A 25,092-nucleotide genomic window follows, 5' to 3' on the forward strand; every position below is an offset into this window, starting at 1 on the left:
GTCCTCACCGGAATTTCCGGTGAAGGCGGGGGCTTTTTACGGTAAACCGGATACAATCGGCTGGTGTGTGTGGTGAGTGGGCCGAATGTAATCGAAAAACCGACCACATTCCGCGTTGAGCGGGCGCGTGGAGCAAATGTAATCGAAAAACCGACCATAATGTGCGTTGCGGAGGCACGTGGACCAAATGTAATCGAAAAACCGACCACATTGGGCGTGACGGAGGCGCGTGGGCCAAATGTAATCGAAAAACCGACCATATTGGGAGTGACGGAGGCGCGTGGAGCAAATGTAATCGAAAAACCGACCATAATGTGCGTTGCGGAGGCACGTGGGCCAAATGTAATCGAAAAACCGACCATAATGTGCATTGCGGAGGCACGTGGGCCAAATGTAATCGAAAAACCGACCACATTGGGCGTGACGGAGGCGCGTGGACCAAATGTAATCGAAAAACCGACCATAATATGCGTTGCGGAGGCGCGTGGAGCAAATGTAATCGAAAAACCGACCACAATCGGCGTTGCGCGGGCGCGTAGGCAAAATGTAATCGAAAAACCGACCACATGGGACCGGGAGCGGCGCGTAGACCATGCTGCTGTTCCTGTACCTATATACTTTGAGTTCCCTGCCGGCGGTAGTCGGAGGGGGAGACGCCGGTCTCCTTCTTGAAGATCCGGTTGAAGGACCGGTAATTCTCGAAGCCGATGGATTCGGAGATTTCGAAGGTTTTGTGGTCGGTGGTGAGCAGCAGCAGCTTGGCCTGTTCGATCCGCAGGCGGGTCAGGTATTGGACAAAGCTCTCACCGACGGCCTTCTTGAACATGGAGCTGAAGTAGGGCACGCTGTAATTGATCGAAGCGGCCAGCTCCTCCAGCTTGTAGGGATAGCTGAGATCTTCGCGCATCTGTTGAATGATACGTGTGATGGAGGCATCGATCTTCCGGCCGCCCTCCTGCAGCTGCTGAAGCTTGCGGAAATGATCGCAGGTGATCTCATGTACAGCGTTGAATGTCTGGCACAGCTCGATTTGTACACGCAGCTCTGCTTCGAGATCCGCCCCGCCTTCCGCCCCAATAACGTTATGGCTCATATCCAGAAAGACTCGCAGATATAGGGACTTGATCTGCTCCGGGTCCCAGGCTTGCTCCATCGCCTGACGGTGCAGGGATTGGCGCTCCTGCTCTAGAGCTGCCGTGCTGAGATGCGGCTCCAGCAGCGCTTTCTTCAGCACCTTGCTCCAGAAGCGGCTCTGCGGCTCAGGAATCCGCTGGAAGCTGGAGAGTTGCCCCCACTCCCCAATGCCGATAAGCTCATTGCAGCGGTAAAAGAACGGATACGGCGCCGAAGCCAGCCGCTTCAGTGTCTCCGGCCGCTCCTCCATTCCCTGGTCGAAGCTGCACAGCAAGGCGATGCAGCTCATCCGGAGATTCGCGGCCAGGGATTCCAGCACCTGCTCCAGGAAACGGGGTCTCTCCGTCTTGAAGCTGTCGGTATACAGGGCAAGGAACCGCCCTTTGTCGAGGGCGATAACCTTATGCGGGCCTATGCTGCCGAGCAGCTCCTTCAGCACGTTCACCCCGGCGAATTGCCACAGCTTCAGCTCCTCCAGCTGGTCGATCGGGAAGCGCAGGGAGTTGCGGTCCAGCTCCAGCAGCAGGGTCATGAAGCCCTGGCCGTGAAGCGGGAGCTGCGAGTCCGCAAGACTGCGCAGCCATTTGGCTTCAGCCGCCGGGCTGCGCAGCATGTCGAGGAACAGGCTCTGCTCGATCTCGACTTCGCTCAGGCGGACCTGCTGCTCCAGCTGCAGATAATTGTCTCTCGTCTCGCCGCGTGAATCCGCCAGGACTGCCAGCTCCTCCATCGTCCGGGTCAACAGGCCCGGATCGGAGAGGCAGTCATCCTTGATCAGATAGGAGGCCGCCTTCAGATGAATAGCCTGCTGGGCATAGTGGAAGTCCTGATGACAGGTCAGGATAATGATCTGAGGGGCAGGTGCCCCGCTCCGTTCGATCTCGCGCAGCATCTCCAGCCCGTTCATGCCCGGCATTGTAATGTCGGTAACAATCAGCTCCGGCTTATGCTTCAGGAACAGCTCCAGGCCGTCCCGGCCATCCTCGGCTTCGCCGACAAGGGTGAACATATCTGCACGCTCCTCAATGAAATGCCGGAAGACGGTTCTTGCCGGAATCTCGTCCTCCACAAGGACAACTCTATAGTGATTCATGATGTTCCTCCTTAATCAGAACGTTCCCGGACGGCAGCAGCATGCGGATGGTCAAGCCTTCGCCCGGAGCGCTTGTGAGCAGGATCTGTGTCTCCGCCCCGAACAGCAGCTTCATACGCATCCATACATTCTGCAGTCCGATGTTCTCGGCAGACTCTTCCTGCTGGAGATGGAGCTGCAGCTTCCTCAGCTCAGCCTCTTCCAGACCGTTCCCGTCGTCCTCGACTTGTACAATAATATGGCTCCCGCCGGGACTTCTGTATACGCGCACACGGATATGCCCTTCCGGTGCCTTAAGCGGGAGAATGCCGTGGAATACGGAGTTCTCAATCAGCGGCTGCAGACCCAGCTTCGGAATCATCATGCCCCGCAGCGGCTCCTCAATCTCAGCCTCCAGATGGATCTGGCATTTGTAGCGCATATTCAGCAGCCCGACATAATCCGCCAGATAATCAAGCTCCTGCTGGAGCTGTACCGTCTGCTCGAAATTCTCCATGGAATACCGCAGCAAGGCCACCAGCCTTCCCATCAGGGAGTTGATCTTCTCATAATCCTTCATCATGGCGAACATACGGATCGTATTGAGGGTATTGTACATGAAATGGGGGTTGATCTGCGACTGCAGCGCCCGAATCTCCAGCTTGCGCTTCAGATCCTCCGAATCATGCAGGTCTGCCAGCAGATCCTGTATGCGGACAGCCATGGTATTGAGCATCCGGCCCAGATCCCCGATTTCATTATTGGCGAAATGGGTGACCCGGGCCTCGAAATTCCCTTTTTTCAGAGCATCGACCTGCCGCTTCACAGCTTGTAGAGGCCGGTAGAGCTGATACCCGAAGCCGACCACACAGAGCGCCCCCAGACAGACCAGAATCAGCAGAAAATAAGTGACCGTCCGGCGGATAATCTCGGCGCTGGCCGTCAGCTCCTTGGACGGAATCTCCGAGAGCACGATCCACTTGTCGTAGGTGGAGGTCTGCTTGACAGAGACAATAGAGGAGCCTGCCGCGAACTGATCCGGGCGCTTCAGCTCCTTCCAGCGCCCCAGAATCTCCTGAACCCGCTGCTTATCCGCCTGCTTCTCCAGCTTGCTGGTCGTGGCAATGGTCAGGCCGTCTTCCGTCAGCAGGGAGATAGAGCCCTCGCTCCCAAGCTGAATATTCTCAATCTGCTGCTGGTATTGGCTATTATTCATAGAGATCAGCAGTACGCCCTTCAGGTCCTTATATAAGTCGAAGGGAACGCGTGAGATATAATAGGTAGACGAATTCAGAATAGCCAGCTGAGGCAGCGAATGCTTGTCCAGAAAAAGATTCGGCCGTCCCGAAGCCAGATACGCTTCAATCAGCGGCCGGTACGGGGACTCCTCCAGCATGGCCGGGGCTTCCGTGGAGGAGAGAACCTCTCCTGTAACGGCGGAATAGACCTGTAGGCCCTCCACATTCCCGATGATGGCGGACGCGCCGCTGAGCACGGAGATCAGATCCTTTTTGCGGACCACCTCTTCAAAATATTGGGCAGAAGGCGAGACCAGCGCGCTCTGAATGGACGAGATCCGCGAGTATTGCTCGCTTAGCTCCCGCAGCCGGGTCATGGTTAATTCAATCCGGTCCACGACCTGATTGACGAGCTGGGCATTCAGGCGGTTCACCTGCTGCTCCACCGTCGTGCTGGATACGCTTACAGAAATGAAGGACAGCACAATCAGCGGAACCACCGAGATGGCGAACATGACCACAATCATCTTAATATAGAAGCTCCGCCGCAAAAAGCTGAAAAAGGGTGAATTCATAGCGTCACATCCGTTAAGGGTTTTGGACTACGGATACCGGGCAGGCTATCCTAAACAGATTATAGTACATTGGCGGACATGGAGATACCTGCGGCCCGGCAAATCTTAAAAATGGTGACACTTTGGCTGGAATCCGGCATGTTCTTAAGCTCCGGCGTCTTCTATAATCCAAAGTGTAAGCACGATGTAAACGCAATCAATACAAGCAAACGGGGGATGACAATGAATATTACAAAAAAGCTTGTACCGCTTGTAGCTTCGGCGGCGTTGATGGTAACTACACTGGCGGGCTGCGGCAGCGGTAATAATTCAGCGGCAGGCAGCACAGCGGCACCAGAAGGCAGTACACCAAGCGGTGCGGCTAGCAAGCCGGCCAGCATCAAGGCCATGACCATTCTTTTCGGCAATCCGCCGGAGATGACGAACAACAAGGCACTGGAGGATCTGGAGAAGCGCGGCAATGTAGATCTGAACGTAACCTTCGTGCCATCCGAAGCCTATACGGACAAGCTCTCTGTGGCGGTATCGGCCGGAGATTCCTATGATCTGCTGCTGATGGATGGCGGCAAGGACGATAAATTCAACAACCTCGTGAAAATGGGCGCTTTTCATGACCTGACGCCTTACCTTGCGAAGACCAAGAATATCAGCCAGATTGATGAGGTGGTCTGGAATGGTGCCAAGATTGACGGCAAATCGTACGGGATTCCCCGGCCGCGCGGTCTGTACGGCGGAGGCGAAGCCAATATTCTGATCCGCAAGGACTGGCTGGATAAGTATAATCTGCCAGTTCCGAAGACGATGGACGAGCTGACGAATGCGCTTGCAGTGTTCAAGGAGAAGGACCCGGCGGGCGGCGGCAAAACCATCCCGTTCACGATCTACGGTTCAGACGGTGTGAATAGCCCCGGGCCGTTCTCGGGTGTCCTCCCGATCCAGTATGCCTTTGGCATTCCAAATGTGTGGAAGCTGGACGGCGACAACGTGGTCCGTGATTTCCAGACGCCTGAATACAAGGCCTTCCTGGAGTGGCTGAGAGATTCGTGGAGCAAGGGCCTGATCGACAAGGATGCGCCGGTACTGAAGAACCAGGGGCAGGCGCGGAGTAAGTTCCTTGCGGGCACAGCGGGTGCTTTTGTCGGGAATGTCAGTGATATTGTAGAGACCAACGTAGAAAAGCTGAAGCAGACGGACCCGAAGGCCGAAATCGCGATTGTCGATGTGCTTGAAGGCGCGAACGGACAGAAGGGTGCTTCTGTACTCTCCGGGTACTACGGACTGTGGGCGGTTCCAAGCTCCGTACCGGAGGATAAGGTGCAGCAGATTGTAGACTTCCTTGACTTCACGGCCTCTGAAGAGAATGTAGCGTTCTCCAAAGCGGGAGTCACCGGCATCCATTCCAGCGATTTCAAGAATGGGGTTGCGGTGCAGACCGAGGAGCAGAAGAAGCAGTATGAGCTGGATAAGCCGAACAATTTCATCCTGGAGAACCGCGCAGATCCATATGTATACGCCAACTCCAAGGAGCCGGACATCCTGGCGCTGCAAAAGACAACTCTCGATACGATCAGCAAGATCGGGGTGGAGAATCCGTTCCTCAGCTACAACTCACAGTACGCCAGCAAGAATCCGGACAGCTATAAGAAGATGAGTGCGGTAATGACAAAGTATGTGCTGGGCGAGGGAGCCTGGGAGGATGTGCAGAAGGAGATTGATACCTGGACGGAGGGTCCGGGCGTGCAGATCACCAAGGAACTGCAGGACCAGTATAACGCAGAGCATTCCGCGAAGTAATACAACAACACTATATACAGAGGCAAAGGAGGGGGCTTTCCCCTTTCTTTTGCCCATTTGGATAAGGAGGTTTAGCCTGTGCAGAGAGCTTTACGACCCAAACGGTTTCATCAGCTATGGCCTTTTTACTTACTGGCAGCACCGGGTATTCTCTACTTTCTCACCTTTCATTACATTCCGATGACTGGACTCATTCTGGCTTTCAAGGAATACAGCCCGTTCAAGGGCATGATGGACAGTCCCTGGGTGGGGCTGGATAATTTCAGACAGTTTTTCGGAACCTCCGATTTCTATATGTTGCTGAAAAATACGCTGCTGATCAGTCTGCTGAATCTGATCATTTATTTTCCCTTCACGATCCTCCTGTCGCTGCTTCTGAATGAAGTGCGGCTTAAGGTGTTCAAGCGTGTCTCGCAGACCATCGTATATCTGCCCCATTTTCTCTCCTGGGTCGTGATTTACGGGATTACGATTTCTTTCTTCGGGCCTTCGGGCGTCATTAACCATTACCTCGGCCAATGGTTCGACGGCAGCGCTAACTTCCTGGTCAGCAACGAATGGTTCCGGCCGCTGGTCATCTTCCAGTCGATCTGGAAGGATGCGGGCTGGGGCACGATTATCTTCCTGGCGGCACTGGCGGGGATTAACCCTGAGCAGTATGAAGCAGCCAAGGTGGATGGAGCAAGCCGATTGCAGAGCATCTGGCATATCACCCTCCCCGGCATCAAAGGGACCATCGTGATTCTGCTGTTGCTCCGACTGGGCTCCTCGATGGACTCCAACTTCATGCAGATCTTCCTGATGACCAATAGCCTTAACCTGGATGTCTCCAATGTCTTCGATCTGTTCGTCTACCATGTCGGTCTGGAGCAATTCAATTACAGCTTCGCGATTACCGTAGGCATGTTCAAATCCGTTGCCAGTCTGATCCTGGTCCTCGGGGCCAATTATGCGGCGAAGCTGCTGGGTGAGGAAGGCATATTCTAGAACAAGAACAGGAGTGGAGAGGTTATGAAGCTTAAGGCAACCTGGTTTGACACCATTATTGTAGTCATGATTTGCTTAATCAGCTTGCTGGTTATTCTGCCTTTTCTATATATTATCGCGGTCTCGTTCAGTCCGCCGGGAGATTCGATGGCCGGGAATTTCTTCATCTGGCCCAAGCACTGGACACTGGACGCCTACAGCTATCTGCTGAATGCGAATACGTTCCTGACCTCCGTCAAGAACTCTGTAATTATCACGGCGATGGGCACGGTGCTCAGCCTGTTTGTCTCGATTACACTGGCTTATGCCCTGTCGAAGAAATTTCTGCCCGGACGCCGGATCATGCTGCTGGTTATTTTCTTCACGATGATCTTTCACGGGGGCATGATTCCGAACTATCTGGTCGTCAAAAATCTGGGTCTGATCGATTCTTACTGGGCGGTAGTGCTTCCGGCAGCCTCCAGTGCCTTCAATATTATGGTCATCCGCTCGTTCTTCCAGAGCCTGCCTGAGAGTCTGGACGAAGCGGCAAGAATAGATGGGGCGGGGGAATTCAGGATTCTCTACTCGATCGTGCTGCCGCTGTCCAAGCCGATTATCGCCACGTTCACCCTGTTCTTCATGGTGCAGTTCTGGAATGAGTTCTTCTCGGCGGTTATCTATCTGAATGATACGACACGCTGGCCGATTCAACCGCTCCTGCGGCAGATGGTGGCTATCAGCGCCTCCAATATCTCGGCAGAGGCAGCGGTAGATGCCTCGCTTGCGGCCAACCTTGGACCCAATGTCCAGAATGCGGCCATTCTGCTGGCGATGCTGCCTATCGTCATAGTGTACCCGTTCCTGCAGAAGTATTTTGCCAAGGGAGCCATGCTTGGTTCGATTAAGGAATAGACTCAGGCGGAGAGATCCGCGAAGATAGAGGTGATGATAGAATTGACTATGGGGTATAAAGATCTGCGGCACAATCCCGCATACACTAAGCCGCAGTTATCTGCTGAAGAATTCTTAAGCACGAGGCTGGACTTGACCAGACTGGAGCTTGCCGGAGTAGCGGCTAAGCTGGATATAGGCGATGTCCCCGGTGCACGGGATGCTTATTTAGAAGTCATTGCAGCAGGTAACAACGGGAGATACTACTTTGAGGTGAGGGATGTTCCTAAGCTGAAGGCATACGCCGCCAGCCATTACAGCGGAGAGGAGGAGGCGCAGCAGGATATTGCCGAGGCGGACCGGATTGTGGAGGGAGATATCCCCCTGTTCAAAGGGAAAAGAGTGCTCTTCCGGAACGGAAGCTACGACTGGAACAGCTGGCTGTTCGACAGCTCGCAGTATCAGCTGCATCTGACCCGGTTCGTCTATGTGAAGCGTCTGTCCAGAGCCTACGCGCTGACCGGGGATGATAAATACGCCAAATGCTTCAATGATATGATCAGTCATTTCATTGACGATAACCCTATGCCGGTGGATGGTACGTTCCGGGCGGAGCATTGTAGCTGGGACCCCCTCTCGGCCGGTGTGCGGATATTCATGCTGCCGGAAGCCTTCATTACCTTCTTCGGCTCTCCGGCCTTCGAGCCTGAGGTGAAGCTGAAGCTGATTCAGTCCTTCCAGCAGCACGGCGAATATGTGCGCAAATACCATGCCAGCGGCGGCAATCATGTCTGCATGCAGCTCCGGGGGCTGACTCAGACGGCGCTGCTGCTGCCTGAGCTGAAGGATTCCGCCGAGTGGCTGGAATACGCCGGGCGTAAGCTGCCGGGATACATCCTTGAGAACGTCTACCCCGACGGGGTACAGTTCGAGGGCAGTCCGAACTACCACCTGATCGTCATGCGCGATCTGTATGAACTGGTGGCCCTGTACCAGAAGCTCGGCATCGATGCCGGAGAATACCGGGAGACGCTGGAGAAGATGTATGTCGTCACGATGCATCTGCTGGCCCCGGACGGGCAGCTGGTCAAGTTCGGCGATACCGATGTTCAGGTGGTCAGCGAGCTGCGTAATGTCATGAGCCTGGGCGCTTACCTGTATCAGCGGGGGGACTTCAAGGCGCTGGGGCATGAGCGGCTGCCGTTCTCCCTGCTGTGGAGAATCGGGCCGGAGGCTGCAGCGGAGTATGCTCAGCTCAAGGCTGTTGAGCCTGCGGAGACGGCGGCCTGCTTCCCGGCAGGCGGTTATGTGACCTCGCGCCAGGGCTGGAGTCCTGACGATATGTACATGGCGATGCGGGCAGGTGTCGGGGTCGGCGGGCATGCTCATTCCGATGCGCTCAGCCTGGTGCTCTACGCCGGAGGACGCGAACTGCTGGCGGATTCAGGTATGGGCTTGTTCGAGTGGAACAAAGAACGTAAATATACAGTCTCGACCCGTGCCCATAACACTGTAGTTGTCGACGGTCAGGACCAGCATGTCCGCAGCTTCCACTGGAATACGCCGCCTACGGCGAGCTGCAGAATCTGGGATACCCAGTTCAATGAGGCGTATGACTATACCTTTGCAAGCCAGTACGGATATACCCGGTACGAAGATCCGGTGGTTCACTCCCGTAAGGTGCTGTTCGTCAAGAACAGCTATTGGCTGATCGTGGACCTGTTCCAAGCAGAAGGGCAGCACCGCTATGAGCAGTATTTCCACCTGCCGCCGGGTGCAGCAGCCTACGATTCTCTCAGCGGGGAAGTGGTCTCGCAGCTGGAGGGGGCCAACCTGCTGCTGAAGCCGATGCCCTCCGGGCTGGCGGACGACCAGCTGACGCTGGAGCAGGGCCTGATCTTCAAGCAGGGCCACTACAGCGGGAATCCGGTAATGAAACGTTCCCTTACCCTGACCGGAAGCGCAGCCATCGTTACCCTGGCCTTTCCGTTCGGAACAGCGAAGCCGCAGGTGAGTGTAGAACGGCTGCCGGTACGGCAGCATGGGGAACTACTCTCCGTACAGGAGGCCACCTCGCTGCGTATCGTCATGGAAGACCGGGTGGATGACATCTGCCTCTATCATAAGAGTGTCGATGTCACCAGCTACCTCGACCATACCGGCAATATAATCTCCGAAGCGCTGCTGCCCCGCAAGACGGAGCCGGAAGGCATCGCGTTTGCCGGAGGCAGCTATAACCGGGATGTTATTGTCAATATTGGTCCTAGAGGATAGCAGAACAGAACTAAGCAACGCCCATCCTGAACTGGGGATGGGCGTTGCTTAGTTGTCTAATATATTCCATCTGTCTTCCGGTGATAGCTTGGGGCAAGTGCTGCAATACTCTCCGGCATCAGGCCCAATCCTGATCCGGTAGGCCAGGCAGCAATGCGTGCGCAGATATAATGAACGGCCACGCAGCTTCGGATGCTCATAGCTCTTGAACCGCATGGATAATTCATCCGGCTTCTCCGGCTGAAGCAGGGCAGTATAATCCTGGCTGATGATCCGGCCCCGATCCTCAGAGTCCCAGAGTCCCTTGTCCGTATGCAGCCGTCCATACAGGTTATGCAAATTATGTGCAATCAGCGACCACATGACCTTCTCCTTAGCTCCCGTATACCCTGATACAGCCTGGAGCACCTGCCGTAAATGTGCCAGCAGGCGATCCATATAGTGGGCAAGGCAGGCTTGACGGATTTTCGAAGAGTTATCGAACCATCTGTCCGTGGCTGCCGTCTCCGCTTCATACTGCATCATTCCTGCATCCGTTAGCTTGAACCGTAAAGCACCGGGCAGCAGGGAGAGCGGGGTATCGAAGAGAGTGATGGAGGCGGCCAGTCCCATAATCAACACCGAGTACCTTTTGGCAAACAAAGTTCCTACTACAATTCCCGGAGGCTGCCCAAGCTGGAGTGATTGCTGCCCGATAATTAGCGGAAGCTTCGCTTCATCCAATAGATCTTCTGTACTGAACGGAAAAGAATTACTCCGGTTCTCCGTGACCGTCAAGGCAAAATGCTGCTGCATGAAATCTTGTATCCACTGGCTCCCAAAAGGTTCAGCGCTGCTCATGGCTCCATCCATGCCATTATTTCATCAATAATCTCACCCCGGCCGATCACTCCCCAGCCCTTGAAGAGCCAGAAGGAATCGGTCTCAAGAACCTTTCCTCCCTGTACGGCAGGGATGTTCTTCCAGAGTGCGCTGGCCTGCATATTGTCCAGGAAATCGCGGGCATTGGAATCCACCTCAAGGACGATAAAGTCTGCCCCCAGCTCCGGTATTTTCTCCAAGGATAGATCAACTCTTTTCTCTTCCGGCGTAAGTGCGGCAGGTTCGAACCCGAGATCCTGGTAGAGTAATGCATTGGTTGGATGACCTTGTTGTGCGTACACTTGGAGTGTCTTCTCCCGTACACGGAGGTAGGCGAGTTTTTTGTTGTCCAGCGCTTTGATTTTCTCGCTGGCCTGGATCGTTTTCTGTTCCAGTTCAGCAATTTTTTCCTTCGCCAGGTCCGTCTTGTCGTACATCTCCGCAATGGTTAGCAGATCCTTGGTCCAAAAGGAAGTATCGTCGCCATAATCAAGCCATTCATTTCCAAGAACGATGGTAGGGGCGATTTTGTTCAGTTGCTCATACGAATTCTCGGCCGTCCGGCTCTCAATAAGAATCACATCCGGATCAAGCAAGGTAATGGCCTCAAGGTTGGGATTATCCGCCGAACCTACGGTTTGTACCCCCTGCAGCTTGTCAGCCAGATAGGGAAGATACTCTCCTCCGTACCGGACCTCTGTGTTCACACCGGAAGGCTTCTCTCCGATAGTCAACAGATGATCTATGTACTCTGCTGTGAGAACAACGATCTTATCGATTTCGGACGGAATCACAGCTTCTCCCTTAAGGTGGGTAATTGTGCGTGTGCCCGTTTCCGCAGCCCCCTGATCGCTGGTTTGGGAAGCGGAGGGACGCGGTTCTTCAGAAGCCGGTTGTCTTGCTCCATTGCTGCACGCAGCCAGTATCAGCAGCAGCACGGCAAGGAGCATGATCTGGAGGGATTTCAATCGCTTCATTTATTTCTAGTCTCCTTTGTGCAATAGATAATAATAATCATTATCATTATGATAGGAGAACGATACCTACTTTACAATGGATTATAACCCTGTGTTGGCGTGGATAATTCTATCGGCCGGCCTGCTAATCCGGGATGCAACATACGACATGGCCCACTTTCTGCCTGAGGGTCCAAGTGTTTTGAACAACAGGTCTCCGGCATCGAATACCCGGGACTGCTTCACTGCATCCAGTGAAGACCATTCTCTGGACGAGAGCAGTGCTTCCAGCCGTTGTCTCGATTCCAGGGTAGGGTCCGCAGCCAAAAAGATGGTTCCCGGGTTATGCCGGGGAAGCTCATGAATCTCGAAATCCATTGCTTCAGTCTGCTCACGGGTTGAGGGGGGCGGACTCAGTCCAAGATCTTGGTATAGCAGAGTTCCTGTCTGATTGGAGGCGCCGTATAAGCGGTAGAATTCAGAGCTGACTCTGATAAAAGAAACTGTGGGCCGCACATCCTGTGCCTCCAGCTGTGATCTAAGGAGGTGCTTCTGCTCTGCGTAGCGGTTCATCCAGTCGTCTGCCTGCTGCTCTCTGCCCAGAATGCGGGACAAACGGGACAACTGCTGCTCCACATTATCGGTATGCTTAAGAACAACCGTCGGTGCGATGGACTCCAGCAGCTCGCCTGGTAACAGGCGGTCGCTCCCAATAATCAGATCAGGCCTCACCCGTGCCAGCTCTTCATAATTCAACCGGGAACCGTTCAGGCGGACAATTTCCTGCTCCGGCACACCGGGGTGGGGAAGGCTGTAATTTCTTGACACCCGCTCCCGGTAAGACAGCGCAGCCACTGGCATCAATCCAAGTGTCATCAGATAATCATCCAGACCATAGTAGAGAACAGCAATACGGATATGATTGTTTTTGAGGTAGCTGGCCGGTGCCACGCCTTCCGATTTCTTGAACACCCGGCTGAAATAATGCTCGTCCTTATAGCCCACTTCCTTGGCGATCTGCTTGACACGTTCGGAAGAGAAGAGCAGCTGCTTGGCCCTTTTTATCCGTTCCTCCTGCAAATAGGCCATAGGTGTCTTGTCTGTAAGCTGCTTGAACGCTCTGATAAAATGATTGGTGCTTAAGCCCGCCATTAGAGCCAGTTGCCCAACTTTAAGCTCTTGGTTGTAGTTGTTCTTCATGTGGGCAAGCACAATATCCATCCCTACAGCCTTGTCCTGCACAATACGCTTACTTGGTTGAAGTATCAACGCGAGCAGCTGTTGCAGCCGGTGCTTGGCGTGCATGATTTCCTCCAGGTTACGGGTACGGTGAAAGGAGGTCATTTGCCGGTTGATCTCTGCAGCCTGCGGATGGCCAGATGCTTCAAGCTTCCCGCTAACCGGAAATACCGGAGGATGTAGCTCCTGGTGCCTGTGATCCTTACGAAGCTGTATACAGGAGAAGAAAATGATCACATAACGTAGCGGTTCTGTCGTCAGCGCTTTGCCTTCCACTGAAGTTTCGGGCAACAACAAAAAGAAATCTCCTTTATTCGCTGTAAGCAGCCCTCCATTTAGGATAATCTGTCCTTTACCTTCTGTGACATAACACAAGGCATGGTGGTGAAGGGTCCTTCGGGGCAAAGCTTCCCCTTCTGCCAATCTTCCGTAATAGCTGTGTACGCTTGAAAAAAACAAGCGCTCCAGCCTGAACGCTGCCTGCGGTATTGTGGATAACATGCGTACCTCCTCTGTTTTCAAGTCTCGTAAATAATATTGCCCGTCTCACTCAGGTCATAGCTGTGAATTGAGCTTAGCTCACTGCGGAAGGCCTCCGAGCGCAGAATATCCAGAATGGCGTTAATCCAGGCTTCATTCTCCGGCTTCTTCACCATGACCAGATCGTAGCGCTCGCGGATCAGCGGAATGAAGTCGATGCCGTCAATGATTCTGGCGGCTTTCTCGGTGCCGATGCCCACATCTGCCCCGCCTCTTGCCACCAGGCTGGCTACTGCCAGATGGCTGTTCTCTTCATTAATGTATCCGTTCAAGCGGGGGGACGGAATTCCATGCAGGCGCAGCTGTTCATCCAGCAGCACCCGGGCGCCGGAGCCGCGCTCACGGTTAATCAGCGTTAGCCCGTCCTGCCGGAGATCCCCCCAACTGCGGATGCCCAGCGGATTGCCCTTCTGCACATAGAAGCCTGCGCTGCGTGTTAGCAGATGCACTACAATATAGGAGAAGCCTACGAGCAGCTTGCGGATATAGGGCAGGTTATATTCGCCGCTATCGCCATCCAGCAGATGGGTACTGACAATATCTGATTCGCCCTGATACATGGCGATGAGGCTGTCCAGACTGCCCGCATAGGAACGGAGCGGGCGGGTGGAGGGCAGGGTCCGCTCCAGATGGGTCGCCAGAATATCGAGCGACATATCCTGGCCGGTGATGACTACGTTTATACCGCTGCTCTTCATGCTGTGCGGCGGCGGGGAAGCGAAGGCCTGATAAGGCGCGGCGAACGGGGCCGTCTGCTGCGAGGGCTGTGTCTGCGGCAGTGCAGTTTCGCTCAGCCCGCCCCCGGGCAGCGGATGCGCAGAAGGCCCGCTGTTGCGGGAATTCTGCTTGTACCTCTCCAGATCAGAGAGGTCAACCCGCATCTGCTTGCCGACACGGTAAGAGGGCAACTCGCCCTTTTTAATGAGATCATAGACCTTGAGCTTGGAGATTTTGAGCAGCCGGGCGATTTCCTCGGTTGTATAGGAAGTATTCTCGGTCATGTATTGTACCCTCCTGGGGGATGGACATCGGCAGATTCACAAATAGCCATATTAGGATAGCCTTATTATGCTCAAGACTACCTTATTTTGTGAACCTGTGCAATCCGGGCAGGCCCCCTAATAGGTCATATGCCGGTCTGTCTTCGCCTGCTGCACATCGGATAGCTGAATCAGCTCCGAGACGGTAACAAACCGGAAGCCCTGCTTCCTCAGCTCAGGCAGAATGATCTTCAGTGCTTCCTTCGTCTGCGACGGCCCGTGGACATGGTCGTGGAACAGGACAATATCGCCGCTCTTGGCATTGCGGATCACCCGGCTTGAGATGTTCCAGACGCCTGGGCGGTTCCAGTCGCGGGTGTCCTGATGCCAGGACCACAGCACGGGCTTAAGGCCCATGCTGTTGGACACATCGATCAGCGTCTCGTCATACATGCCGCCCGGCGGTCTGAACAGGCTGCTGTGTCTGCCGGATATCTTCATAATTTCCTTCTCCGTCAGCGCAAGCTCCTCCTGAATCTGCTCCCCGGAGATCGGCCTTTTGAAATAGACATGATTATAGGTATGGTTCGCCAGCTCATGTCCTTCATTAATCACGCGTCTGGCGACATCGGGATAAGCGGCGATCCGCTTGCCAATCGCAAAAAACGTGCATTTCGCTTGATACTCATGCAGCACCTCCAGAATGCCGTCCGTCTCCAGGGGGTCCGGGCCGTCATCGAAGGTCAGCGCAATCACCTTCTGGCTGGTGCGTACTTCCCAGATCATATCGCCGCGCTCCTCATAGTAGTAGCGGTTTTTCGCCTTGTTCGGACTGCCCAGGGCCAGATCGGAAGGGCTGTGCATCAGCGCCAGTGCGGCAAGAACTGCGGCGGTCAATCGGGTGGCTGTTCTCATGGCTCTCAAATTCACTCCACACTTGTTTTTATAAGCGGTTCTTGCTGCTTAAGTCTTAGAATGCTCTATCCCCCTTGGTTGCTATGCATTTATAGCAGCCCGCAGGGCGATTTGCATTTTAGAGTGAAAGTTCCGGCAGAAATGACTTATAATAAGTTACTAAATACAGATCAAGGAATAGGGGCGGCGGAGATGACACTGATTGAACAAAGAGAGCATAGACAATATCCGGAAATCACGAAGCTGGAGACCTCCAGAGCCGCATATGAACGCGACTATTCGCGTCTGATCCATTCGCCGACCTTCCGGCGGCTGCAGGGCAAATCGCAGGTGTTCGGGGCCGGAACCGGGGATTACTACCGGACGCGCCTGACCCACTCGCTGGAGGTGGCGCAGATTGCCCGCGAAGCGGCCAAGAGTCTGCTGCGTTCTTACCCGGAAGTAGAGACAGGAGCGGCGGAGAATCCGGGCCTGGTCATTGATCCCGAGGTAGTGGAATGTGCGGCAATCGCCCATGACTTCGGACATCCCCCATTTGGGCATAAGGGAGAAGAGGTGCTGGACAGCCTGCTGGAGAAGCTGGTTACCCGCAAGACGGTGGAGGCAGTGGCCAAGTCAGGCGCAGGTCCGGTTCAGCAGCAGACGATTCATGAGAGCATGAAGCGCAAATATGAGCATTTTGAAGGTAACGCCCATAACTTCCGCCTGATTATGTTCCTGGAGAAGCGCGAGAATATCGACGGTCTGAACCTCTCTGATGCGGTGCTGCTGGGCATTAACAAATATCCTTTTCCCGGGACGGTGCTGAAGAAGGGGATGTATCTGCACGAATGGGAGTATATCCACGAGATCCGCACCCAGTGGGGCATTCCGGCAGGCAAAAAGACGCTGGAAGCGCAGCTGATGGACCTGTGTGACGATATTGCTTATTCGGCGCATGATCTGGAGGACGGCATCAAGGCCGGTAAGATTGAGGTACATGAGCATTTCCTGCATGACGACTATATCCAGCGGCTGATTGTGGAGAAGATCACTACGCTTGAGGATGCCTTCTGGTCCGGCTGGAACAAGTCGGCGATCCGCTTCAAGGTGGAGGAGGTGCTGAGTTCATTCCTGCGGGTCTGGAAGGAGAAGATGCCTACCTGTGAGAATGACTATTCCCGCACCCGCCGTGAAGTGAAGGCCTATTGGGTCAGTACCTTCGTCGCTAGCCTTGGCGTGATCGGGGACGGGGACTGGAAGAAGGTTACCTTCATTAAGGAAGGCAAGGAGGATGAGGATATGCTGCGGACCGTCAGTGTGCTCAAAAGCTTCGCCTGGGTAACGATGATCCGCGATTTGCGCGTGCAGCGTCTGCAGAAACGGAGCGAGTGGATACTGCGGCGGCTGTGGGAGGCATTCCTTGATCCCGAGACCTCCCGGAGCATTATCCCTTCGGACTGGCTGCAGCGGTTCGAGAAGGATCAGAAGTCGGCCAAGCCGATCTGGACCTGGGAGCATATGGTGACCGATTATATCGCCGGAATGACCGATGCCTTTGCCGAGAAAATCTACAATGAGCTGTACGGGCTGAAGGTCGGTTCGATATACGATCTGGATTAGACCTATACTGGATTAGACCTATATATGTGGAGCCTTTACCTGTCCGCCGTTTGGGCTGGCAGGTAAAACCTTACATCGAGAGAAACATGTAAATTTTTAACCGACTGTTGCCGACATAGTAAATGTAACCTATTTTTTTTTGCTTTTTTTATGAAAATAAATGAAATCAGATGGAAAATGGTGTAAACATCCAGATATTATCAAGGGGGCACACAGGTGTGGGTATAGGTCAGCGACTGAAGGATCTGTTAGGAAAAGGGAGGAAGGGAGCAGACAAGGAGCAGCAGGCAAGTCTGTTCCGGGGCAGAAAAAGCATCGGCTCCAAGATAGCCTACGGTTATGCGGCTCTGGCTGTATTCGTTATGATTAGCGGCGGGGTTTCGCTCTATCAAATGAACAATATGCAGAAGAACACCGGGAACATTATTAAAAATATCATTCCCGAGCTGAACAAAATACACAATGTCAATTACCTTACAGAGCATGTTATGGCCCTTAGCCTGCAGCATATCCTGAGCACTGATAACGCGGACAAAAACGCGCTTGCGGAAGAACGGTCCAAATTCATCGGCAAAGTAGCGGATACTTTTAAGGAATATAAAGCCAATCTGAAAGGAGAGCAGGAGCTGAAGCAATTACAGTCGCTTGTCGGGAAATGGGGCGAGTTCTTGACTGTCAACAATCAGGCGATCCTGCTCAGCAGCTCGAATGACGAGAAATTAGCCCTGGAGGTATCGCGGAAAGGGATTGACGCTTTTAATTCCATGCAGGTAGATCTGGATGCGCTGGTGGCGCACAGCCAGAAGGATGCTGAGGACGAGGGCAAAACTTCTGCGAGTATTTTCAATACCGCCGGGAGAATGAATATTGCAACTGTGCTGATTGTCCTTATCGTTATCGGTTTGGTGAACATGTTCGTCCGCAGAACGATCATCAATCCGCTGAAGAAAGTAACGGCGCAGCTGCAGCAGATCTCGAGCGGGGATCTGACGGCGGAAGAGACGCTGATCCGCAACAAGGACGAGATTGGCCTGCTGGCCAAGACCGTGAATGAAACGAACCGCACGCTGCTGGAAATGGTCAGCCGGATCAGAAATGTATCCAGGGTCATTACGGAGCAGGGCGATGTGCTGATGCATACAATTGCTGAAACCAAGGAAGGCAGCAGCCAGATTGCGCTGACGATGGAAGAGCTGGCCACAGCCTCCGGAAGCCAGGCCGAAGCAGCGGTGGATGCCTCCAAGGCGGTGGAGGAGCTGAATACGTTAATTGAGAATTTTGCCGGCAGAGGTACGGATCTCTCCAATCATTCAGAGCAGGTACGTCAAAAGGGTGAAAAGGGCCGGGCGCTCATGGAAAGCTCCGTGGCGCAGATGAACGAGATTGCCGATGCGGTCTCGCAGTCTATGGACACCGTAGAAGAGCTGAACCGCAAGAATGAAGGTATCTTCCATCTGGTGGGGGCCATACGAAGCATCTCGGAGCAGACCCATCTGCTGGCGATCAATGCCGCTATTGAAGCCGCACGGGCCGGTGACAGCGGACGCGGCTTCGCCGTTGTCGCACAGGAAGTGCGGAAGCTGTCAGAGGATGTGCAACAGACGGTCTCGGAGATCACAGAGATTACGCAGGGCATCCAGCTCGACTCCAGAACCATGGTAGAGCAGCTGCGCGGCGGGGTAGCCAAGACGGAGCAAGGCAGCCGGCAGATTGTCGAGACCGGTGATGCGCTGGCTGAGATCAACGGCTCGGTCCGCATGATGGCGGTGACTATCGACGAGATGAGCCAGGATCTGCAGCAAATGACCGGTGCCAGCGAGACCATGAACGAGTTCAGCCAGCATATCTCGGCACTCTCCCAGCAATCGGCGGCAGGTGTCGAAGAGACCTCCGCTTCAGCGCATGAGCAGCTCAGCTCGACCACCGCTGTGGCTAACGGCATCTCGGAGCTGAAGCTGCTGCTTGCGGAGCTCCGGGAGTCGGTGACCCGCTTTAAGGTGTGAGGGGGATAGATTGGAGCAGCGAAATTTCGGAGATTAGGGATACGCCGTGACTGCAGAGAATGTTTGGACTTCCGGCCGCTGTTAGATTTGTATTTCCTCATTTAAGCTGCTGTAAGCAGTAGAAATACAAATCTAAAGGCGGACGCTAACGCTCCTACAGTTCCAAACTTCTCTTCCGCCACTGCTCCCTAATGGGTGAATTTCAAGTTCAATCTATTTAGGGATGGAAGTAAATAAAGAGCCTCTGCTTAGTTCAGCAGAGGCTCTTTATTATGCGTGAATTAGTGAATCACTGGATGAACTGAATTGCTGAAATTAGTTGAAAGAGTTGAACGAGCTGAGCATTTATCGACATGTGGGTGCTGGTGATGCTAATGCTGGTAGTGATGCTAATGCTGGTAGTGATGCTAATGTTAATGCTGATGTTGGTGTTGGTGCTGTTGCTGTTGCTGTTGCTGTTGCTGATTCTGTTGCTAATGCTAATGAGTCCGCATGGAATCCTGCACAATTTGCAACATTTACCTGATCAATATGAGGTGAATGAGGGATTGTTGCACAAATGTCAGCAATTCTTGTCCAGTTGGCCGATGAAGGGAACAATTCCTGCATTTCATGCAACATTCCACTCGAATAGCCAAAATTGGCGATACACGAGTTGCAATAAGTGCAACATTTGGCGGAGGGGACCGTTAGAACTCTAAACTGTGGGTCTGCGAGTTAACCAACTTGCTATTACGCAACCCACCCACTAGCTCGCCAACGTGCTAAGCTACGGTCTGCCAACCCACCCACTAGCTCGCCAACGTGCTAAGCTACGGTCTGCCTGCCAACCCACTAGCTCGCCAACCCACCAACGCATCAAGCTACGGTCAGCCCGCCGACCCACTAAGCTCGCCAACGTGCCAAGCTACGGTCTGCTAACCAACCATAGCTCGTCCACCACCAACACACAGCCTGCCAACCAAATAGTCCGCCAACCCGCCACTCGCCAGCGCACCAGTCTCCCCGGCTGCCCAAGCCCCCTAATACTGGCGGCTATAATCCACCAGGTTGCGCGAAGGCTTTCCGGATTCCAGGTAGGCCTTCATGTTCTCCACGAAGATGTCGACCACCCGGTCGGCATAGCGGTCGGTTACCCCGGCACAGTGAGGGGTGATGATGGCCTGCTCCATACCCCAGAGCGGGTGGTCCTCCGGCAGCGGCTCGGTCTCGAAGACATCGAGGCCCGCACCGGCCAGCTGGCCGCTGTTCAGTGCAGCGATCAGATCGTCCGTATGCGTGGTGACACCGCGGCCAATATTAATATAGTAGGCCCCCTGCTTGCAGGCGGAGAAGACCTCAGCATCGAACAGCCCGCGCGTTTCGTCGGTGAGCGGTAGCGTGTTGACTACGAAGTCTGCTTCGCGAACGGAGTCCTTCAGCTCCCTGGTGGTGAAGATCTGGTCGAAGCCGTCCACCGGTCGCCCGGAGCGGCTGACACCGACCGTCTTCATCCGGAAGGCTTGGGCGATTCTGGCGGTCTCGCTGCCGATCGCGCCGGTTCCGGCGATAACAATCGTCTTGCCGGTCAGCTCGCTCTCCTGTCCGTTCGAGTGCCAGCGGCGGTTCTGCTGGTTACGGATGGCTGTGTGCATATTCCGCGTGAACATCAGCATGAAGCTGAGGATGACAGCAGTAATCGGTTCCGCATGCACGCCGCTGGCGTTCGTCAGCTGAATTTCGCGTTCCTTCAGGGCATCCAGCGGAAGCTTCTCTACTCCGGCGGACCAGGCTTGTACCCAGCGGAGCGGTGAGCCCTGGCGCAGCACAGTGTCCCGGATGCCTTTGCCCCAGCCGATAATAATCTCTGCGCCGGAGAGCAGCTCCAGATCAGGGTTCCTGGAATCTCCAAGGGTAAGGGTGTACTCTGGTGCAGCGGCGCGGATCAGTTCCTGTTGAGCAGAGGACAGCGGCTGCATACAAACGATGGATTTAGTCATGATGGTTCCCTCCTGTTCTACATTTCAGTAGATAAATAGACGATAAGTATAGATAAGCATAACAAATCTGTCTGGAAAGGTGAAATTCGCATGAGCCATTTGGACCCGGAGCAAGAAGTGGAGCGTCTGTTCGTTGCGGTGCCGTTGCCTGATACGCTGCTTGAATATCTGAAGAATGAGTCTGCCCGTGTGTCGTCCGGACTTAAATTTGCCAGATGGACACATTTCAAAGATTTCCATATTACGCTTCAATTTCTTGGAGATACCCCCAGGGAAAATATTCCACCTCTATATGAGGCGCTCCGGAAGGTTGCGCGTTCAAGTAAAGGCTTTCAGCTGAAGCTCGGCGAATGGGGCACCTTCGGTCTTCCAGACTCGCCAAGAGTGCTCTGGGCCGGGATTTCCGGCGAATTGGAGCCGCTGAAGGAGCTGCAGCAAAAGGTGGTTTCAGCGACCCTTCCCCTAGGCTATACCCCAGAGATGCGAACGTACAATCCCCATTTGACAATAGCCCGCAAATACCGAGGAGAAGATCCGTTTACGCTGGAGCAGCTGGAAAATTTACGGATAAAGAATCAGCCCCCGGGCGAATTACTTCCAGACATAGGCTGGACGGTAGAGGGTTTTGTGGTGTATGCTACCAGGATGCATGCCATTCCTATGTATGAAATGACTGAAAAATTTACATTTTTCTGAATATAAAATCGACAAGAAAGTTTTCAAAGCTTCCATTTTCGGTTACATACAATAGGAATGTGCCGTAAAATAGGAGGTAAAACATGTTGATTTTCAAACAGAGCCGCTGTATTGCGCTGCTGGTTGGTGTAATCCTAGTGTCTTTCTCAGCGATAAGTTTGATGAACCCCGAAGGAACTGCTGCTACCGGGGAGAATGTAATAGAAATGGGTAAGCTGAAGTCTGCAAACCATCAATCGGTAGAGCAGCTTATTCCGCAAGCCGCATCGGTCCTGCACAGGACAAGCCATTCAGCCGGAATTATTACACCCATGCTCTACACCACAGCTGCCAAACCGGTTCATACCTGGACCCGCACGGTGAGTGCAGGATGGTTAAGTCCCGAGAAGCTGCAGCGCAAGGACGCTGTCAAGCCGGCTTCCATTGTGACTAAGCCTAAGGTAACTGTGGTGAAAGCATCGCCGCCAGTGGCGCAAGCGCTGAGGATCGCGGCAACGGGGACGAAGAGTGTGAAATCAAGCAAGGCTGTAACTCAGCAACATCCCCCCGCAACATTGTTCTTCTCCCGGACCAAGCTACTACCCAAGGAGCAGCAAGCTGAAGCTACCTGGAGCTACGCCGTATCCGGAGAAGACCTGCATCTGCTGCAAAAAATCGTCATGGCAGAGGCAGAAGGCGAACCGTACAAGGGCAAGGTGGCAGTTGCCAACGTTGTTCTAAACCGGCTGCGGTCAGCCAATTATCCCGACACTATTAGAGAAGTAATCTATCAGAAAAGGCAGTTCAGTCCTGTGGCCAACGGGCGTCTTAAGCGCGTGAAGCCCAATGCGGACAGTATTAAGGCTGTAAACGCAGCGCTTATGGGGGTCAAAGAAGTTACGGATGATACCTATTTCTTCCTGTCGCTGACGCTGGCACAGGATCTTACCGTACATCATTCACGGACACTCGCCAAGACCATCGGCAATCATACTTTTTATAAATAAAAGACTTGCTACACTTCAGACGCTATACGTCTATATTATTACGGCCATATGGTCTTAACGGCAACTGCAGCCAACTTGAGGATATCGCCGGCTTCTCTGTCTTGTCAGCTCCGTACAAAAAGAGCCTCCAAATCCAAGCTTAACGTTGGATTGGAGGCTCTTTGCGGTTCGGGTAGGGTAACCCGCTTAAGGTGTGACATAGACGGCTTCTTCGCTCCGTACTTTGGGCGGAGGGGCACTCCACGCCTCGGAGAAGACCGCTTCCGCAGCTGGCTTGCCCAGCATCTTAAGAATGGTGGCGGCGCAGTGCTGCGGCTGCTGGAGGTCCGGAGAGGCCTTGCGCTTCTGCGGTCCCCCGAATCCGGCATATTCGCTTAGCAGCATGGAGAACCATTTGTCCACGACGCCCGGATTAAGCATCTCGGCCAGCCCCAGCTCGACGAAATACTGGCTGTTCTTCTCTTCCTGGCCGGGGATGGCGTTATAGAACAGCATCGGAATGCCTTTGGCCTGACCTTCAGTGCAGGTCATTCCGCCGGGCTTCGTGATCAGCAGATCAGAGGCATCCATCAGCTTGTTGATCTCGCTGCTGTAACCGAGAATCCTTACATTGGGATGGTTCAGCAGGGGGTTGGCCTGCATTTTGGCTATAGCCTTGTCGTTGCTGCCCATACAGAAGATAAGCTGGATCTCATTGATCCGGGCGGTGAGCGAGTTCATAATATCCTTGCCGAACATCAGGCCCCAGCCGCCGCCCATAATAAGCGCAGTCGGGATGTCGGCAAGCCCCAGCTCTTTGCGCAGCTTAGTCTTGCCCTGGGACTCCCAGAATTTCGGATGCACGGGAATCCCGGTCACTGTCACCAGCTCGGAGGGGACGCCGCGCCCCGTAAGAATGGATTTGACCCTTGAGGTCGATACCAGATATCGGTTGGCTTCCGCATTCACCCAGCTGCCGTGGGCATCATAATCTGTAATCAGCGTATAGAATGGTACATCAAGCCCCTGGTGCTTCAGCCTGGAGATGACCGCAGCGGGAATCGGATGCGTGCAGATAATCAGATCCGGCCGCAGCTGTTCAATGACCTGAGAGGCATGGGTATAAAAAATCCGGTGAAGGGCCAGCTTGGTCAACCGGTTCAGTGATTTATGATATTGGGTCTTATACATCATGCCGACCAGCTTCGGCTGGCTGCTGACAGTTTTGCGGTAAGCGGAAAGAATCCAAGGAGCGACCGTAGGATTCAGGAATTTTCCGAGCTCGAAGACCCGGCACTGAACATCGGGATTCAGCAGTCGAATTCCTTCAGCCAGAGCATAGGCTGCCCCTGTATGGCCCGTGCCGAAGCCTTCCGAAAACAGCAGTACTCTTTTCTTTCGCATAAGTTCACCTGCAACTTTCCATTATAGATAGGTTTGTTAGATAGCTTCATTAGTAGTCCGTCTGCGGTTACCGCGTACATGCTTCTCCTAATATTATACTAGGGATTTTGCTTCTTTTCTCACATTATACAAATAAGACGTAAATAGAAAGTTAAAACACTGCAATAAAATAAAAAAATTTAGCAAAAGTATTGCAAAGGCATAGGCAAAGTGGTAAAGTTGGTCTTGACCGAGTGACCGGATCAGTAAATTGGTCAGAACGGAAGTGTCAGACGATCCTTCAGGAAAGGGAGTGTATGAATGGCTGTGGTAGATCGAAGGCAGCAGGTGCTGCAGGCGGCGACGAAGTCTTTTTCATTATTCGGGTATAAGGCAACAACGATGGACCAGGTCGCCAAGATTGCCAATGTCGGCAAAGGGACGATTTACACCTTTTTTACGAACAAGGAACAGTTATTTGATGAAATCCTGCGCGATGTTATCCTCGAGATGAAAATGATCGCCGAGCGGGAGATTAGGCGCGATAAGCCGTTTTTTGATAATCTGCACCGTGTGCTGGATGCCCTGCTGGAATTTCGGAGCGAACACGAGCTATTCATCAAGCTCTCCCAGGAGAGTCTGGACTTCGGAACGCCGCAGGCTGGTGAAGGACTCGACAAGATCGAGAGTGTGGTGCTTGAATATCTGGAACGGGAGGTGGAGCAGGCCATTCGTCAAGGGGAAATCAAACCCTGCGATCCCCAGATTGTGTCGGTGGTAATGTTCAGGTTATATATCGCGCTTACTGCTGAGCTGAGCAAGGTACATGTGCCGTTGACCAAAGAACAGATCAAGTATTACTTTCATCTATTTTTGGCAGAGGGGCTGTCACAGTAAAAGTTAAGTCCGGTATAGGGATGGCGTTTCGTACAGCTGCGCTTTCCCTGATAGGAATTGACGGGCTGAGGCGGATGGTGCTGAGTTGGATCGTACTGAACAGGATAGACCCATTTTTTTTGCCTTTGA

At 53.6% G+C, this 25,092-nt stretch carries 20 protein-coding genes; 11 read left to right on the plus strand and 9 right to left on the minus strand.

What is annotated here, in order from left to right; genetic code table 11:
- Window positions 1-72: 72 nt before the first annotated feature.
- Window positions 73-672 carry a hypothetical protein gene (locus NYE26_RS03495; RefSeq protein ID WP_339253905.1) on the plus strand — a complete coding sequence of 200 codons (600 nt, stop codon included), beginning with the start codon at window positions 73-75 and terminating at the stop codon, window positions 670-672.
- Here NYE26_RS03495 and NYE26_RS03500 read toward each other — a convergent pair.
- Both NYE26_RS03500 and NYE26_RS03505 read right to left on the minus strand, forming a co-directional pair.
- Window positions 611-2,227, minus strand: a complete 1,617-nt coding sequence (locus tag NYE26_RS03500; RefSeq protein ID WP_339253906.1) for a helix-turn-helix domain-containing protein — start codon at window positions 2,225-2,227, stop codon at window positions 611-613. The genes NYE26_RS03495 and NYE26_RS03500 overlap by 62 nt on opposite strands.
- Complete coding sequence (locus tag NYE26_RS03505; RefSeq protein WP_339253907.1) at window positions 2,214-4,019, minus strand: histidine kinase; 1,806 nt, start codon at window positions 4,017-4,019, stop codon at window positions 2,214-2,216. The genes NYE26_RS03500 and NYE26_RS03505 overlap by 14 nt, the downstream gene beginning before the upstream one ends.
- Window positions 4,020-4,241: 222 nt before the next feature.
- On the opposite strand from NYE26_RS03505, the gene NYE26_RS03510 reads away from it, so the two are divergent.
- From NYE26_RS03510 to NYE26_RS03525, 4 genes are all read left to right on the plus strand, one after another.
- Window positions 4,242-5,813, plus strand: coding sequence for an extracellular solute-binding protein (locus NYE26_RS03510; protein WP_339253908.1), 1,572 nt, complete (start codon window positions 4,242-4,244; stop codon window positions 5,811-5,813).
- Window positions 5,814-5,891: 78 nt separating this feature from the next.
- On the plus strand, window positions 5,892-6,800 hold the full coding sequence (locus tag NYE26_RS03515; RefSeq protein WP_036723142.1) for an ABC transporter permease subunit: 909 nt from the start codon (window positions 5,892-5,894) through the stop codon (window positions 6,798-6,800).
- Window positions 6,801-6,824: 24 nt separating this feature from the next.
- The gene (locus NYE26_RS03520; RefSeq protein WP_036723143.1) at window positions 6,825-7,694 is read left to right on the plus strand and encodes a carbohydrate ABC transporter permease; all 870 of its coding nucleotides are present in this window, start codon (window positions 6,825-6,827) and stop codon (window positions 7,692-7,694) included.
- 33 nt (window positions 7,695-7,727) lie between these two features.
- On the plus strand, window positions 7,728-9,947 hold the full coding sequence (locus NYE26_RS03525) for an alginate lyase family protein (protein WP_339253909.1): 2,220 nt from the start codon (window positions 7,728-7,730) through the stop codon (window positions 9,945-9,947).
- A 48-nt stretch (window positions 9,948-9,995) separates the two neighbouring features.
- On the opposite strand, the gene NYE26_RS03530 is transcribed toward NYE26_RS03525, so the two are convergent.
- From NYE26_RS03530 to NYE26_RS03550, 5 genes are all read right to left on the minus strand, one after another.
- Complete coding sequence (locus NYE26_RS03530; protein WP_339253910.1) at window positions 9,996-10,787, minus strand: (2Fe-2S)-binding protein; 792 nt, start codon at window positions 10,785-10,787, stop codon at window positions 9,996-9,998.
- A complete protein-coding gene (locus NYE26_RS03535) occupies window positions 10,784-11,785 on the minus strand; it encodes an iron-siderophore ABC transporter substrate-binding protein (RefSeq protein WP_339253911.1) in 1,002 nt (333 codons plus the stop codon). Before NYE26_RS03535 ends, NYE26_RS03530 begins: the two co-directional genes overlap by 4 nt.
- 81 nt (window positions 11,786-11,866) lie before the next feature.
- Window positions 11,867-13,504, minus strand: a complete 1,638-nt coding sequence (locus tag NYE26_RS03540; RefSeq protein WP_339253912.1) for an AraC family transcriptional regulator — start codon at window positions 13,502-13,504, stop codon at window positions 11,867-11,869.
- Window positions 13,505-13,521: 17 nt separating this feature from the next.
- Window positions 13,522-14,544, minus strand: a complete 1,023-nt coding sequence (locus NYE26_RS03545) for a helix-turn-helix transcriptional regulator (protein WP_339253913.1) — start codon at window positions 14,542-14,544, stop codon at window positions 13,522-13,524.
- Window positions 14,545-14,661: 117 nt separating this feature from the next.
- Complete coding sequence (locus tag NYE26_RS03550) at window positions 14,662-15,438, minus strand: polysaccharide deacetylase family protein (protein ID WP_339253915.1); 777 nt, start codon at window positions 15,436-15,438, stop codon at window positions 14,662-14,664.
- A gap of 192 nt (window positions 15,439-15,630) precedes the next feature.
- Here NYE26_RS03550 and dgt point away from each other — a divergent pair, with 192 nt between their 5' ends.
- The 3 genes from dgt (at window position 15,631) to NYE26_RS03565 (ending at window position 19,569) form a co-directional block, all read left to right on the plus strand.
- Window positions 15,631-17,040: a dGTP triphosphohydrolase gene (dgt, locus tag NYE26_RS03555; protein WP_209878243.1), complete on the plus strand. Its 1,410-nt coding sequence runs from the start codon at window positions 15,631-15,633 to the stop codon at window positions 17,038-17,040.
- A gap of 218 nt (window positions 17,041-17,258) precedes the next feature.
- On the plus strand, window positions 17,259-19,043 hold the full coding sequence (locus tag NYE26_RS03560; protein WP_339253918.1) for a HAMP domain-containing methyl-accepting chemotaxis protein: 1,785 nt from the start codon (window positions 17,259-17,261) through the stop codon (window positions 19,041-19,043).
- Window positions 19,044-19,362: 319 nt separating this feature from the next.
- Complete coding sequence (locus NYE26_RS03565; protein WP_339253920.1) at window positions 19,363-19,569, plus strand: hypothetical protein; 207 nt, start codon at window positions 19,363-19,365, stop codon at window positions 19,567-19,569.
- A 496-nt stretch (window positions 19,570-20,065) separates the two neighbouring features.
- On the opposite strand, the gene NYE26_RS03570 is transcribed toward NYE26_RS03565, so the two are convergent.
- On the minus strand, window positions 20,066-21,022 hold the full coding sequence (locus NYE26_RS03570) for a D-2-hydroxyacid dehydrogenase (RefSeq protein ID WP_339253922.1): 957 nt from the start codon (window positions 21,020-21,022) through the stop codon (window positions 20,066-20,068).
- Between the two features lie 90 nt (window positions 21,023-21,112).
- Between NYE26_RS03570 and thpR the strand changes: the two genes are divergently transcribed.
- A complete protein-coding gene (gene thpR, locus NYE26_RS03575; RefSeq protein WP_339253924.1) occupies window positions 21,113-21,718 on the plus strand; it encodes an RNA 2',3'-cyclic phosphodiesterase in 606 nt (201 codons plus the stop codon).
- A gap of 83 nt (window positions 21,719-21,801) precedes the next feature.
- The gene (locus tag NYE26_RS03580) at window positions 21,802-22,704 is read left to right on the plus strand and encodes a cell wall hydrolase (protein ID WP_339253926.1); all 903 of its coding nucleotides are present in this window, start codon (window positions 21,802-21,804) and stop codon (window positions 22,702-22,704) included.
- Between the two features lie 186 nt (window positions 22,705-22,890).
- On the opposite strand, the gene NYE26_RS03585 is transcribed toward NYE26_RS03580, so the two are convergent.
- Window positions 22,891-24,087, minus strand: a complete 1,197-nt coding sequence (locus tag NYE26_RS03585) for a UDP-N-acetylglucosamine--LPS N-acetylglucosamine transferase (protein WP_036723158.1) — start codon at window positions 24,085-24,087, stop codon at window positions 22,891-22,893.
- Between the two features lie 300 nt (window positions 24,088-24,387).
- On the opposite strand from NYE26_RS03585, the gene NYE26_RS03590 reads away from it, so the two are divergent.
- Window positions 24,388-24,963, plus strand: a complete 576-nt coding sequence (locus tag NYE26_RS03590) for a TetR/AcrR family transcriptional regulator (protein ID WP_076081070.1) — start codon at window positions 24,388-24,390, stop codon at window positions 24,961-24,963.
- Window positions 24,964-25,092: the final 129 nt, after the last annotated feature.

This window comes from Paenibacillus sp. FSL P2-0136 (assembly GCF_037975325.1).
GTDB lineage: Bacteria > Bacillota > Bacilli > Paenibacillales > Paenibacillaceae > Paenibacillus_AQ > Paenibacillus_AQ silagei.

Bases quoted from the DNA above. Each gene is read 5' to 3' on its own strand.
- NYE26_RS03530 (WP_339253910.1), bottom strand. From the start codon at position 10,787: ATGAGCAGCGCTGAACCTTTTGGGAGCCAGTGGATACAAGATTTCATG.
- NYE26_RS03525 (WP_339253909.1), top strand. From the start codon at position 7,728: ATGATAGAATTGACTATGGGGTATAAAGATCTGCGGCACAATCCCGCA.
- dgt (WP_209878243.1), top strand. From the start codon at position 15,631: ATGACACTGATTGAACAAAGAGAGCATAGACAATATCCGGAAATCACG.
- NYE26_RS03540 (WP_339253912.1), bottom strand. From the start codon at position 13,504: ATGTTATCCACAATACCGCAGGCAGCGTTCAGGCTGGAGCGCTTGTTT.
- NYE26_RS03520 (WP_036723143.1), top strand. From the start codon at position 6,825: ATGAAGCTTAAGGCAACCTGGTTTGACACCATTATTGTAGTCATGATT.
- NYE26_RS03570 (WP_339253922.1), bottom strand. From the start codon at position 21,022: ATGACTAAATCCATCGTTTGTATGCAGCCGCTGTCCTCTGCTCAACAG.
- NYE26_RS03510 (WP_339253908.1), top strand. From the start codon at position 4,242: ATGAATATTACAAAAAAGCTTGTACCGCTTGTAGCTTCGGCGGCGTTG.
- NYE26_RS03545 (WP_339253913.1), bottom strand. From the start codon at position 14,544: ATGACCGAGAATACTTCCTATACAACCGAGGAAATCGCCCGGCTGCTC.
- thpR (WP_339253924.1), top strand. From the start codon at position 21,113: ATGAGCCATTTGGACCCGGAGCAAGAAGTGGAGCGTCTGTTCGTTGCG.
- NYE26_RS03550 (WP_339253915.1), bottom strand. From the start codon at position 15,438: ATGAGAACAGCCACCCGATTGACCGCCGCAGTTCTTGCCGCACTGGCG.
- NYE26_RS03500 (WP_339253906.1), bottom strand. From the start codon at position 2,227: ATGAATCACTATAGAGTTGTCCTTGTGGAGGACGAGATTCCGGCAAGA.
- NYE26_RS03580 (WP_339253926.1), top strand. From the start codon at position 21,802: ATGTTGATTTTCAAACAGAGCCGCTGTATTGCGCTGCTGGTTGGTGTA.
- NYE26_RS03505 (WP_339253907.1), bottom strand. From the start codon at position 4,019: ATGAATTCACCCTTTTTCAGCTTTTTGCGGCGGAGCTTCTATATTAAG.
- NYE26_RS03590 (WP_076081070.1), top strand. From the start codon at position 24,388: ATGGCTGTGGTAGATCGAAGGCAGCAGGTGCTGCAGGCGGCGACGAAG.
- NYE26_RS03535 (WP_339253911.1), bottom strand. From the start codon at position 11,785: ATGAAGCGATTGAAATCCCTCCAGATCATGCTCCTTGCCGTGCTGCTG.
- NYE26_RS03585 (WP_036723158.1), bottom strand. From the start codon at position 24,087: ATGCGAAAGAAAAGAGTACTGCTGTTTTCGGAAGGCTTCGGCACGGGC.